Origin of the sequence: Actinotalea endophytica (assembly GCF_025717005.1) — a bacterium.
In the GTDB taxonomy this organism is placed as follows: Bacteria; Actinomycetota; Actinomycetes; order Actinomycetales; family Cellulomonadaceae; genus Actinotalea.
On the sequence record NZ_JAOVZU010000005.1, the window covers coordinates 178,703 to 191,459 of the forward strand.

Consider the following 12,757-nt stretch of genomic DNA (forward strand, 5'->3'; position numbering starts at 1 on the left):
CTCAGTCGGGGCCGTCAGCCGGCAGCGGCAGGCCGTGGCGCTCCGACGCGCCCTGGACGTGCTCGGCCAACCGGGCCGCCACGGCGTCCGCCGTCGCGGCGACGGCCTCCCGGCGCGACATCCCCTCGCCGCCGGCAGGTTCCACCGGGGCACCCAGCTCGACCACGAAACGCCGCCGCAGCGCCGGGACGTGGCCGAGGCTCTCGCCGGTCCGCCGCGTGCCGAGGATCGCCACCGGGACCACCGGGGCGCCGCCGTTCACGGCGAGCCACGCCACACCCGCGCGCACCCCGGCGACGTCGCCACGCCCGCGGTTCCCTTCCGGGAAGATCCCGACCACCCCGCCACGTCGCAGCACCGCGAGACCCGCCTCCAGCGCGCTGCGCCCACTGCTGCGGTCCACCGGGATCTGCCCGGCACCACGCAGGATCAGCCCGATCGGACCGTGGAACATCTCCTGCTTGACCAGGATGTGCGAGCCACGCGGCAGGGCGCCGTGCAGCAGCGGGCCGTCGACGATCGACACGTGGTTCGCCGCGACCACCACCGGACCGGTGCTCGGCAGGTTCTCGACCCCGACGACCCGGGTGCTCCACACGACGTGGGCCAGGAACCGTCCGACCTGGCGCGACCACACCGGACCGGCCGGCCCGGGCGCGTGCGGCCCCGCGGGGCTCACTCCCCCGTCCGGCTCTCGATCAGGTCGAGCACGGCACGCACCGTCTGCTCGAGGTCGAGACCCGACGAGTCGACGGTCACCACGCCGTCCGCGGCGGTGCGGAACTCGACCACCGTGGAGTCCTTCGCGTCCCGGCCCACCACCTGGTCGCGGGTCGCGGCCACGGCGGCCGCGTCGTCGGTCCCGTGCAGCTCACGAGCACGACGGGCCAGCCGGGCCTCCTCGCTCGCGGTCAGCAGCAGCCGCACGTCGGCGTCCGGGGCGACGACGGTGGTGATGTCCCGCCCCTCGACGACGACACCACGTCCCTCGCTGAAGCCCTCCGGGGTGCACTCGAGCTCGATCACGGCCCGTTGCCGGCGCCCCAGGTCCGCGCGCACGTCGAGGTTCGTCGCCACCTGCGAGACGACCTCCGAGATCGCCGAGGCCCGGATCGCGGTGCCGACGTCGTGCCCGGCCACGCGGAACACCGGGAACCTCGGGTTGAGGTCCAGCTCGAGCACCATGGCGTGCACCGCCTGCGTGACGGCGTCGGTGTCCGCCAGGTCGACACCCTGCTCACGGCACCACCACGCGGCCGCGCGGTACATCGCACCCGTGTCCAGGTACGCCAGGCCGAGGTGGGCGGCCACCTGGCGGCTCACGCTCGACTTGCCCGATCCGGAAGGCCCGTCGACCGCCACGACGAGCGGGGTCCGCACGCTCATCCCGCCACCCGCCATCCGCGCGCCTCCAGCTGGCTCTCCAGGTGCTCGCCGAGGCCCGGCAGCACCGAGATCGAGGCGAGACCGACCGCCTGCCGCGGCGCGTGGTCGATCGCGAGCTCCTCGAGGTTCACACCCACGTCGCCCATGTCCACGAGCAGACGGCCGAGCTCGCCCGGACGGTCCGGCACCAGCACCGTGACCACGTCGTACGTCGCGTGCGACCCACCGTGCTTGCCGGGCACCCGGCCGACACCCGCGTTGCCTGCCGCGATCGCACCGGCGAGCGTGCCGAGCGCACCGTCGGCCGCGGGGTCGCCCGTCGCCGCGTCGAGCGCGTCGATCAGCGCGTCGAGGTCACCGCGCAGCGCCCGCAGCACGGGCGCCACCGCCGCCGCGTTGGCCGCCAGGATCGAGGTCCACAGAGCGGGGTCGCTCGCCGCGATCCGGGTCACGTCGCGCAGCCCCTGGCCGGCCAGGTCGAGCGACCCGGGCGGCGCGGCTCGCAGCTGCGACGCGACCAGCGACGCCGCCACCTGCGGCACGTGCGAGACCAGCGCCACGGCGGCGTCGTGCTCGGCCGCGGCCATCATGACGGGCGTCGCACCGGTGTCGACAGCGAGCGTCCGGACCGCAAGAACCGCCGAGGGCTCCGCCTCCGGCGGCGCGGCCACCACCCAGGGACGGCCGGTGAAGAGGTCCGGGCGGGCCGCCGTGGGGCCGGAACGCTCGGACCCGGCCATCGGGTGCGACCCCACGTAGCGGCGCAGGTCACCGCCGCCTGCCGCGACGGCCGCGGCGATCGCACCCTTGACCGACGACACGTCGGTGACCACGGCCCCCGGGTGCGCTGCGAGCTCCGCGAGCACGACCTCGGCGGTCACGTCGGGCGGGGCCGCGACGACCACGAGTGCAGGCTCGGGCTCGTCCTCGACCGGCAGCCGTCCTGCGCCGACGTCGCGTGCCAGCAGCACAGTGGTCCGCGACGGGTCGCTGAGCACCACGTCCACACCACCGGCGCGCAGCGCGAGGCCGACACTCGTGCCCAGCAGGCCTGTGCCGACCACGCGCACCGGGCCTCGGGTCGCGACCACGGACTGCTCGCTCACCGTGCGGGGTCCTTCCGGTCGGACGCGCTGGACGACCAGCGAGCGTAGCGGGTCACAGGTCCACGGCGGCCATCAGGGCGCCGAGCTCGTTGCCCGCCACCACCCGAGTCTGTCCCGGCTTGAGCTGCCCGAGCCGCACCGGGCCGATCCGGGTCCGCACCAGACGGGTGACGGGGTGACCGACGGCGTCGAACATCCGCCGCACGATCCGGTTGCGGCCTTCATGCAGGTCGACCTGGACCAGGCTGCGGCGCGGCGAGGTCTCCAGGACCGTGTACGCGTCCACCCGCACCGGCCCGTCGTCCAGCTCGATCCCCCGCTTGAGCGCCTGACCCACGCCGGGCTTCACCCTGCCCTCCACGGTCACCACGTAGGTCTTCGTGACCTCGTAGGACGGGTGCGCGAGCCGGTGGGCGAGCTCACCGTCGTTGGTCAGCAGGAGCAGCCCCTCGGAGTCAGCGTCCAGCCGGCCGACGTGGAACACCCGACGGTCGGCCACCAGGCCGGACAGGTCCGGGCGCCCCTTCTCGTCGTGCATCGACGAGACCACGCCCTTCGGCTTGTGCAGCGCGATCGTGACCAGATCGGGGTCCAGCTGCACCCGCATGCCGTCGACGTGCAGCACCACCGTCGTGGGGTCGACGCGCATGCCCTGCTCGCGGACCACCTCGCCGTCGACCTGCACCCGCCCCTGGGCGATCAGCTCCTCGCACGCCCGCCGCGAGCCCAGGCCTGCGCCCGCGAGCACCTTCTGCAGTCGGACGCCCTCGGCGCCTCCCGACCCACCCGGCTCGTTCACGCGGACGCGTCCTCGTCGAGGTCGAGCGCCTCGAGGTCGGGCAGGTACGGCGCGAGCGGCGGGAGCTCGTCGAGGCTCGTCATGCCCATCCGCTCGAGGAAGTACGGCGTCGTGACGTACAGCAGTGCGCCCGAAGGCTCGGTCCCGGCCTCGATCACCAGTCCCCGGGCGGCCAGGGTGCGGACCACCGAGTCGACGTTCACACCGCGTACCGCGGAGACCTGCCCCCGGGTCACCGGCTGCCGGTACGCGATCACCGCGAGCGTCTCCAGGGCCGCCTGGGTGAGTCGCGCGGACTGCCCGTCCAGCACGAACCGGCCCACCACGTCCGCGTGCGCGGCCGACGAGTAGAACCGCCACCCGTCGCCGACCTGGCGCAGCTCGAACCCGCGCAGCTCCGTGCGGTACTCCTCCGCGAGGCCGGCGAGCAGGGCCTCGACCTCCACCGTCGGCAGGCCCAGCGCCGTCGCGAGGCGCACCGCCGGGATCGGCTCGTCGGCGACCATCAGCACCGCCTCGAGAGCTGCTCGAGCCCCGCCGGGCAGCACCGAGACGTCGAACGCCAGCTCGTCCGGCTTGGGCTCGGCTGCGACCTCGTCGACCGGGCGCCCGAGGTCCTCGTGATCGCTCATGCGTCCTCCTGCAGGGGCGCGGGCTCCGAGCCCGCCGCCTCGTCGTAGTCGTCGTTGACCTCGACGTCGCCCTCGGCGCTGCCCGTCCAGCGCACGGTGAGCTCGCCGAGGGGGTCGACCTGGTCGAACGCCACCTGGCCCTCGCGGAACAGCTCGAGCAGCCCGAGGAACCGCGCGACGACCACGACGGTCTCCCCGGCGTCGGACACCAGCGACCGGAAGGTGGCCGCACCGGTCCTGCGCAGCCGGTCGACCAGCACCGCCGCCTGCTCACGGACGCTGACCGGGGTCGCGTGCAGGTGGCTCAGCGAGACCACCGGGACCGGCTTCGGCGCCAGCGCGCGAGCAGCCAGTGCGGCGAGGTGCTCGGGCCCGATCGCGAGGACCAGCTCGGGCAGCAGAGCGGCCAGCTGCGGTTCGAGCGCCACGGCCCGCGGCACCCGGCGCGACTGCGACGCGAGCCGCTCGCCGAGGAACCCGGCGACGTCCTTGAAGGCGCGGTACTGCAGCAGCCGGGCGAACAGCAGGTCGCGGGCCTCCAGCAGCTCGAGGTCCTCGGTGGTGTCCAGCTCGCCCGGGAGCAGCCGGGCCGCCTTGAGGTCGAGCAGCGTGGCGGCCACGACCAGGAACTCGCTGATCCGCCCGAGCTCCCACGGCTGGTCGGACTGCTCCGCCGCACGCACCGCAGCGATGAACTCGTCGGTCACCTGCGCGAGCGCGACCTCGGTGATGTCGAGCTTGTGCCGCGTGATCAGACCCAGCAGCAGGTCGAACGGCCCGGAGAAGTTGTCCAGGTGGACCTCGAACGGTCCGGGCCGGCTCGACGCTGCGAGCTCCTCAGGCGGCATCGCCGCGCGCCACCAGCTCGCGAGCCAGCTGCCGATAGGCGACCGCTCCGGCGTGCGTCGGTGCGTACGTGGTGATCGGCTCCGCGGCCACGGACGCGTCCGGGAACTTCACGGTCCGCCCGATCACGGTCTGCAGGAGCTGGTCGCCGAACGCCTCGTGCACCCGGGCGAGCACCTCGCGCGAGTGCAGGGTCCGCGAGTCGTACATGGTCGCGACGATGCCGTCGACCTGGAGCCGGGGGTTGAGCCGGTCCCGCACCTTCTCGACGGTCTCGATCAGCAGCGCCACGCCGCGCAGCGCGAAGAACTCGCACTCCAGCGGGATGAGCACGCCGTGCGCCGCGGTCAGCGCGTTGACGGTGAGCAGACCCAGCGACGGCTGGCAGTCGATCAGGACGACGTCGTAGTCCTCCTCGGCCGGACGCAGCACGCGGGACAGGATCGACTCACGAGCGACCTCCCCGACCAGCTGGACCTCCGCCGCGGAGAGGTCGATGTTGGCCGGGAGCAGGTCCAGGCCTTCGACCGCGGTCGGCCGCACGACGTCGGCCAACGCCGAGCCGCGCTCCATCAGGAGGTTGTAGACCGTGCGGTCGAGCTCGTGCGGGTTGACCCCGAGTCCCACCGATGCGGCGCCCTGCGGGTCGAAGTCCACGACGAGCACCTTGCGCCCGTAGTCGGCCAGCGCCGCCGCGAGGTTGATGGTGGTGGTGGTCTTGCCCACCCCACCCTTCTGGTTGCACAACGCGATGATCCGGGCCGGTCCGGTGCCGGCCAGCGGCGAGGGCTCCTGGAATTCGGGCAACGGCCGTCCGACCGGGTCTGCCCGGGGCGCCTCGAGGTCCGTCACCCGCCCGAGGTTACCTCAGGAGAAGCCCCGGCCAGCGCCGCTCCGCCGGGGTGGCGCGAACCCTCAGCCCACCGCCCTCGGATGGGCCGCGACGTACACCTCACGCAGCAGCTCGGGGCTCACCTGGGTGTAGATCTGCGTGGTCGTCACCGACGCGTGCCCGAGGAGCTCCTGGACCACACGCACGTCCGCGCCACCGGCCAGCAGGTGCGTCGCGAACGAGTGCCGCAGCGTGTGCGGCGAGATGGCCTGGGTCAGTCCCGCCCGCTCGGCCGCGAGCCGCAGGACCGCCCAGCCGGACTGCCGCGACAGCCGCCGGCCGAGGGTGTTCAGGAAGATCGCCGGTGTCCCCCGGCCGTGCGCTGCGAGCTCCGGGCGGGCCCGCACGAGGTACGCCTCGACGGCGTCGCGCGCGTACGAGCCGACCGGGACGACGCGCTGCTTGTCACCCTTGCCGCGCAGCAGCACCTCGCCGGTCTCCAGGTCGAGGTCGTCGACGTCGAGCCCGACCACCTCGCTGATCCGGGCACCCGTGGAGTAGAGCAGCTCGAGCAGCGCGCGGTCGCGCAGCGGCACGGGCCCGTCACCGATCCCGGCGGCCTCGAGCAGCGCGGTCACCTCGGCCACGCCGAGTGCCTTGGGCAGTCGCCTGGGCCGGGCCGGCGGCTTCACCGGGCTCGCCGGGTCGGTCACGGTCCAGCCCTCCAGGGCGCCGAACCGGTGCCACCCGTGCACGGCGGCGACCATCCTGGCCGTCGACGAGGCCGCCAGCGCCCGCCCGCCGTCGGCGCCGGTGCGCACCGCGAGCACGTAGTCGCGGACGTCCGCCTCGCTGACCTCGGCGAGGTCGGTGCGCCCACGCGCCGCGAGGTAGGACTGGTACCTGCTCAGGTCGCGCCGGTACGCGGCGAGCGTGTTGGCGGACAGGCCCCGCTCGACCGCGAGGTGGTCGAGGTAGGCCGTCGCCGCACCCTCGAGCCGGTCGGAGCCCACCTCAGACCGGCAGGAACGGGTCGACCGAGACCGCGACGAACAGGAGCGTCAGGTAGGTGATCGAGTGGTGGAAGACCTTCATCTCACCCAGCTTGCCGCCCGCGCGCCGGGCTCGGACCAGCAGCCCGACGACCTGCGCCGTGAACCACGCCCCGAGAACCGTCGCGACGGCGGCGTAGACCCAGGACATCCCGGCGAGCGGCACCAGCGCGAGCGACGCCGCCACCATCGCGACCGTGTAGACGACCATCTCGACGGCGACCCGGACCTCGCCGGCCACCACGGGCAGCATCGGGACGCCGGCCTGCGCGTAGTCGCGGCGGAACCGCATCGACAGCGGCCAGTAGTGCGGGGGCGTCCAGAAGAAGATCACGAGGAACAGCGCGACGGGGGCCCAGGCGAGCGAGCCGGTCACCGCGGACCAGCCGATCAGCACGGGCATGCACCCGGCGATCCCACCCCACACGATGTTCTGCGGCGTGCGGCGCTTCAGCAGCATCGTGTAGCCGACCACGTAGAGCAGGATCGCGGCCAGCGACAGCAGCGCGGCGACGGCATTGACCAGGACCCAGAACCAGGCGACCGCACCGATCCCGAGCGCCACGCCGAACACGGTCGCAGCCCGCGGGCTCACCTCGCCGGTGACCAGCGGGCGCCGCTTGGTGCGGTTCATCACCGAGTCGATGTCGCGGTCGAGCACGCAGTTCAGGGTGTTCGCCGAGCCTGCGGCCGCAGTGCCCCCGACCAACGTCGCGAGCACGAGACCGATCGACGGGAGCCCGCCGGCCGCCAGGATCATCGTCGGCACGGTGGTCACCAGGAGCAGCTCGATGATCCGCGGCTTGGTCAGCGCGACGTAGGCGGCTGCGCTGCGCACCACGCGCACGCCCACCGCGGCGACGCGGGCACCCGGCGCCTGAGCGGGCCCGTCGGCCACCGCCGACGACTCGGTCACGCTGCGCACTGTCGGCTTGCTCCGTTCGCGGTGAGGTCGCGCACCGGCCCGGCCTCCGGCGTCGGGGACCATGGTAGGCGACGGAGGCCGCATTCACAGGAGATGACGCCCTGCCGAGAGCGAACGACGCGCGAGCGGCAAGGGACAGGAGTCCCACTGCCCGTCGCCGGGTGATCGTCCCGGCCCCACGGCGACGGTTCGCACGTCGGACACGGACAGTGGTCCCAGACATGGGCGGCTAGGCTCGTCGCGGTCACCGACGACGGTGGACCCGTGCTCGTCCGGGCCCTTGATCCCGCACGGAGCGTGCCCCAGATCCCCTCCCCGGGAAGGATCGAGCTGACGTGAACGCGCTGGAGTGGACCGACCTTGATCGTCGCGCGGTGGACACCGTGCGAGTGCTGGCCGCAGACGCGGTCGAGAAGGTCGGCAACGGCCACCCTGGGACGGCGATCTCGCTGGCCCCGCTCGCCTACCTGCTCTACCAGCGCGTGATGCGCCACGACCCCAGCCAGCCGGAATGGCTCGGCCGCGACCGCTTCATCCTCTCGGCGGGCCACTCGAGCCTCACCCAGTACATCCAGCTGTACCTGGCCGGCTACGGCCTGTCGCTGTCGGACCTCGAGGCGCTTCGCACCTGGGGCTCCAAGACCCCGGGTCACCCCGAGTGGGGCCACACCGCCGGCGTCGAGATCACCACCGGTCCGCTCGGCCAGGGCGTGTCCAGCGCGGTCGGGTTCGCGATGGCCGCCCGCCGGGAGCGCGGCCTGCTCGACCCGGATGCAGCACCCGGCACGAGCCCGTTCGACCACCACGTCTACGTGATCGCGTCCGACGGTGACCTGCAGGAGGGCGTGTCCTCGGAGGCGTCCTCGATCGCCGGCACCCAGAAGCTCGGCAACCTCGTGGTCGTCTGGGACGACAACCACATCTCGATCGAGGGCGACACGTCGATCGCGTTCACCGAGGACGTGCTGGCCCGCTACGAGGCCTACGGGTGGCACACCCAGTCCGTCGACTGGACGGCGACCGGCGAGTACGTCGAGGACGTCGAGGCCCTGAACGCCGCGATCGAGGCCGCGAAGGCGGTCACCGACCAGCCGTCGATCATCCGCCTGCGCACGATCATCGCCTGGCCGGCCCCGCACGCGAAGAACACCCACGGTGCGCACGGCGCCAAGCTCGGTGGCGACGAGGTCGCCGCGCTCAAGGAGGTCCTCGGCTTCGACCCGACCGCGTCGTTCGCGGTGGAGCCCGAGGTCATCGCGCACACCCGGGCCGCGGTCCGTCGGGGCGAGGCCGCGCACGCGGAGTGGGACGTCCGGCTCGCCGAGTGGCGTGCCGCCAACCCCGAGCGCTCCGCACTGCTCGACCGGCTCGTCGCGCACGAGCTCCCCGAGGGCTGGGCCGACGCCCTTCCCACGTTCGAGGCCGGGACCTCGGTCGCAACGCGCGCGGCCTCCGGCAAGATCCTCGGCGCCCTCGCACCCGTGCTGCCCGAGCTGTGGGGCGGCTCGGCCGACCTGGCCGGCTCGAACAACACCACGATGAAGGGCGAGCCCTCGTTCCTGCCGCCCGAGCGCTCGTCGCACGAGTTCGCCGGTGACTGGTACGGCCGCACCCTGCACTTCGGGATCCGCGAGCATGCGATGGGCGCGATCCTCAACGGCATCGCCCTGCACGGCCTGACCCGGCCGTACGGCGGCACCTTCTTCACCTTCAGCGACTACATGCGCGGCGCGGTGCGTCTGGCCGCGCTGATGGGCGTGCCCTCGATCTTCGTGTGGACCCACGACTCGATCGGTCTCGGCGAGGACGGCCCGACCCACCAGCCGGTCGAGCACCTCGCGGCCACCCGCGCGATCCCCGGCCTGGACATCGTGCGCCCGGCCGACGCGAACGAGACCGCCGCCGCCTGGCAGGCGATCCTCGCCCAGCGCGAGCGCCCGGCCGGCATCGTCCTGACCCGGCAGAACATCCCGGTGTTCCCGCGCGGGGTCGACGGGTACGCGACCACCGACGGCGTGGCCAAGGGGGCCTACGTGCTGCTCGACGCGTCGAACGGCGCCCCGGAGGTCATCCTGATCGCCACCGGCTCCGAGGTCTCGCTCGCCGTCGAGGCGCGCACGCACCTCGAGGCCGCCGGCACCCCGACGCGCGTCGTCTCCGCGCCGTGCCTCGAGTGGTTCGAACGCCAGGACCGTGCCTACCGTGAGAGCGTGCTGCCCCCCACCGTGCGCGCCAGGGTCTCCGTCGAGGCCGGTATCGCGATGCCGTGGGCGGGCCTGGTCGGTGACGCGGGCCGGTCGGTCTCCCTCGAGCACTACGGGGCGTCGGCCGACTACCAGACCCTCTACCGGGAGTTCGGCATCACCACCGAGGCCGTGATCACCGCGGCTCGCGAGTCGATCGCCGCGGCCGGCTAGCCCGGGAGCGGGGCAGCACGTCGACGCTCTGCGCCGACACCGTTCATCGGCGGGTCCGACGATCCGCCAGGAAGGGAGCTGCCCATGTCCGCCCAGATCCTGCCGGCGGAGCTACCCGGCCCGCTCAGCGCCTTGCGTGACGCGGGTGTCGCGGTGTGGCTGGACGACCTGTCGCGCCCACTGGTGCGCGACGGCGTCCTGGCCGACCTCGTGCTCACCCGCGGCGTCATCGGGGTCACCTCGAACCCGTCGATCTTCGCCAAGGCGCTGAGCGGCACGCAGGCCTACGACGCCCAGCTCGGCGAGCTGGCCGAGCAGCAGGCCTCGCTCGACGACGCCGTGCTCCGGATCACGACCGACGACGTGCGTTCTGCCTGCGACGTCCTCGCCGACGTCCATGCGGCGACCGGCGGCGTGGACGGCCGGGTCTCGATCGAGGTCGACCCGCGTCTGGCCCACGACACCGACGGCACCGTCGAGGCGGCCCGGCGGCTCTGGCGCACGGTCGACCGCCCCAACCTGTTCATCAAGATCCCGGCGACCGTCGAGGGGCTCCCGGCGATCACCCAGGTGCTCGCCGAGGGGATCAGCGTCAACGTGACCCTGATCTTCTCGCTCGAGCGCTACGAACGGGTCATCGAGGCGCATCTCGCGGGCCTGGAGCGCGCGCAGGCCGCGGGCGTGACCCTGGCCGGTCTCGCCTCGGTCGCGTCGTTCTTCGTGTCCCGTGTCGACACGAAGGTCGACGACCGGCTCGAGAAGATCGGCGACGACGAGGCGCTCGCCCTGCGCGGCACCGCTGCGATCGCCAACGCCCGGCTCGCCTACGCGCTGTGGCAGGAGAACACCGCATCCGCCCGGTGGGAGCGGCTGGCTCGGGCCGGCGCGCTCCCCCAACGGCCGCTCTGGGCATCGACGAGCGTGAAGAACCCCACGTACCGGGACACCCGCTACGTCGACGAGCTCGTCGCCCCGAGCACCGTCAACACCATGCCGGGCACGACGCTGGCCGCCGTGGCCGACCACGGGACGATCACCGGCCCGACCGCGCTCGACGCGGATGACGCGCGTACCGTCATGGCTCGGCTGGCAACCGCAGGCGTGGACCTGGACGATGTGACCGACGAGCTGGAGGTCGAAGGAGTGCAGGCGTTCATCGACAGCTGGGAGAACCTTCGGGACACCGTGCGAACGGGCCTGGAGGCGACCAGGTGAGCAGAGCCATCAGTGCGGAGCACAACCCGCTCCGCGATCCGCGGGACCGGCGACTGCCGCGCATCGCCGGCCCGTGCGGGCTGGTGATCTTCGGCGTCACCGGAGACCTGGCGCGCAAGAAGCTCATGCCCGCCGTGTACGACCTCGCCAACCGCGGCCTGCTGCCACCCGGCTTCGCGCTCACCGGCTTCGCCCGGCGCGACTGGGAGGACCAGGACTTCGCCCAGGTGGTGCACGACGCGGTCCAGGAGCACGCCCGCACACCGTTCCGCGAGGACACCTGGAAGCAGCTCGCCTCCGGGATCCGCTTCGTCCAGGGTGAGTTCGGCGACGAGTCCGCCTTCGACCGGCTCAGCGAGCAGGTCGCCGAGCTCGACGCCGAGCAGGGCACCAACGGCAACCACGCCTTCTACCTGTCCGTCCCGCCGAAGGCGTTCCCACTCGTGCTCGAGCAGCTCGCGCGATCGGGTCTGTCCGAGCAGCGCGAGGGCACCTGGCGCCGGGTCGTCATCGAGAAGCCCTTCGGCAGCGACCTCGCCTCGTCGCGTGAGCTGAACGGCGTCGTCTCCCGCGTGTTCGCACCCGAGTCGGTGTTCCGGATCGACCACTACCTCGGCAAGGAGACGGTCCAGAACCTGCTGGCGCTGCGCTTCGCGAACCAGCTCTTCGAGCCGATCTGGAACGCCAACTACGTCGACCACGTGCAGATCACGATGGCCGAGGACATCGGCATCGCGAGCCGTGCGGGCTACTACGACGGCATCGGCGCGGCCCGCGACGTGATCCAGAACCACCTGCTCCAGCTCCTCGCGCTGACCGCCATGGAGGAACCCGTCTCGTTCGACGCCGACGACCTGCGCGCCGAGAAGGAGAAGGTGCTCTCCGCGGTGCGCCTGCCCCGTGACCTCGGCAAGCACACGTCGCGCGGCCAGTACGTCGCGGGGTGGCAGGGTGGCGAGAAGGTGCACGGGTACCTCGACGAGGACGGCGTCCCGCCGACCTCGACCACCGAGACGTTCGCCGCGATCCGGGTGGACATCGACACCCGCCGCTGGGCCGGAGTGCCGTTCTACCTGCGGACCGGCAAGCGCCTCGGCCGCCGGGTGACCGAGGTCGCCGTCGTCTTCAAGCGCGCTCCCCACCTGCCCTTCCAGTCCACCGCGACCGAGGAGCTCGGCAAGAACGCCCTCGTGATCCGGGTGCAGCCCGACGAGGGCGTGACCCTGAGGTTCGGCTCCAAGGTGCCCGGCACGGCCATGGAGGTGCGGGACGTCACGATGGACTTCGGGTACGGCCATGCCTTCACCGAGTCCTCCCCGGAGGCCTACGAGCGGCTGATCCTGGACGTGCTGCTCGGCGACCCGCCGCTCTTCCCGCGTCAGCGCGAGGTCGAGCTGTCCTGGCAGATCCTCGACCCGATCATCGAGTACTGGGCCAAGCACGGCGCACCCGACCCCTACGAGTCCGGCTCGTGGGGCCCGACCTCCGCGGACGCGATGATGGCCCGCGACGGCCGCGCCTGGCGCCGGCCGTGAGAACCCGGAGGA

General features: G+C 72.9%; 12 protein-coding genes. 3 read left to right on the plus strand and 9 right to left on the minus strand.

What is annotated here, in order from left to right; translation table 11 throughout:
• Position 1 precedes the first annotated feature (1 nt).
• The 9 genes from OEB99_RS10180 to OEB99_RS10220 form a co-directional block, all read right to left on the minus strand.
• The gene (locus tag OEB99_RS10180; protein ID WP_263509940.1) at positions 2–679 is read right to left on the minus strand and encodes a lysophospholipid acyltransferase family protein; all 678 of its coding nucleotides are present in this window, start codon (positions 677–679) and stop codon (positions 2–4) included.
• Positions 676–1,386 (minus strand): (d)CMP kinase, encoded by a 711-nt coding sequence (gene cmk, locus OEB99_RS10185; RefSeq protein WP_263509941.1) that lies wholly within the window; start codon positions 1,384–1,386, stop codon positions 676–678. The genes OEB99_RS10180 and cmk overlap by 4 nt, the downstream gene beginning before the upstream one ends.
• Positions 1,383–2,492: a prephenate dehydrogenase gene (locus OEB99_RS10190; protein WP_263509942.1), complete on the minus strand. Its 1,110-nt coding sequence runs from the start codon at positions 2,490–2,492 to the stop codon at positions 1,383–1,385. The genes cmk and OEB99_RS10190 overlap by 4 nt, the downstream gene beginning before the upstream one ends.
• A gap of 52 nt (positions 2,493–2,544) precedes the next feature.
• Positions 2,545–3,291: a pseudouridine synthase gene (locus OEB99_RS10195; RefSeq protein WP_263509943.1), complete on the minus strand. Its 747-nt coding sequence runs from the start codon at positions 3,289–3,291 to the stop codon at positions 2,545–2,547.
• The gene (gene scpB, locus OEB99_RS10200; RefSeq protein WP_263509944.1) at positions 3,288–3,923 is read right to left on the minus strand and encodes an SMC-Scp complex subunit ScpB; all 636 of its coding nucleotides are present in this window, start codon (positions 3,921–3,923) and stop codon (positions 3,288–3,290) included. Before scpB ends, OEB99_RS10195 begins: the two co-directional genes overlap by 4 nt.
• Positions 3,920–4,771 carry a segregation and condensation protein A gene (locus OEB99_RS10205; RefSeq protein ID WP_263509945.1) on the minus strand — a complete coding sequence of 284 codons (852 nt, stop codon included), beginning with the start codon at positions 4,769–4,771 and terminating at the stop codon, positions 3,920–3,922. Before OEB99_RS10205 ends, scpB begins: the two co-directional genes overlap by 4 nt.
• Positions 4,761–5,621: a ParA family protein gene (locus OEB99_RS10210; protein WP_263509946.1), complete on the minus strand. Its 861-nt coding sequence runs from the start codon at positions 5,619–5,621 to the stop codon at positions 4,761–4,763. The genes OEB99_RS10205 and OEB99_RS10210 overlap by 11 nt, the downstream gene beginning before the upstream one ends.
• Positions 5,622–5,684: 63 nt before the next feature.
• Positions 5,685–6,614 carry a site-specific tyrosine recombinase XerD gene (xerD, locus tag OEB99_RS10215; protein ID WP_263509947.1) on the minus strand — a complete coding sequence of 310 codons (930 nt, stop codon included), beginning with the start codon at positions 6,612–6,614 and terminating at the stop codon, positions 5,685–5,687.
• Position 6,615: 1 nt separating this feature from the next.
• Positions 6,616–7,569 carry a heme o synthase gene (locus OEB99_RS10220; protein WP_411910684.1) on the minus strand — a complete coding sequence of 318 codons (954 nt, stop codon included), beginning with the start codon at positions 7,567–7,569 and terminating at the stop codon, positions 6,616–6,618.
• Between the two features lie 344 nt (positions 7,570–7,913).
• Between OEB99_RS10220 and tkt the strand changes: the two genes are divergently transcribed.
• The 3 genes from tkt (at position 7,914) to zwf (ending at position 12,745) form a co-directional block, all read left to right on the plus strand.
• A complete protein-coding gene (gene tkt, locus OEB99_RS10225; RefSeq protein WP_263509948.1) occupies positions 7,914–9,995 on the plus strand; it encodes a transketolase in 2,082 nt (693 codons plus the stop codon).
• A gap of 84 nt (positions 9,996–10,079) precedes the next feature.
• The gene (gene tal / locus OEB99_RS10230; RefSeq protein WP_263509949.1) at positions 10,080–11,210 is read left to right on the plus strand and encodes a transaldolase; all 1,131 of its coding nucleotides are present in this window, start codon (positions 10,080–10,082) and stop codon (positions 11,208–11,210) included.
• Positions 11,207–12,745: a glucose-6-phosphate dehydrogenase gene (gene zwf / locus OEB99_RS10235; protein WP_263509950.1), complete on the plus strand. Its 1,539-nt coding sequence runs from the start codon at positions 11,207–11,209 to the stop codon at positions 12,743–12,745. The genes tal and zwf overlap by 4 nt, the downstream gene beginning before the upstream one ends.
• Positions 12,746–12,757: the final 12 nt, after the last annotated feature.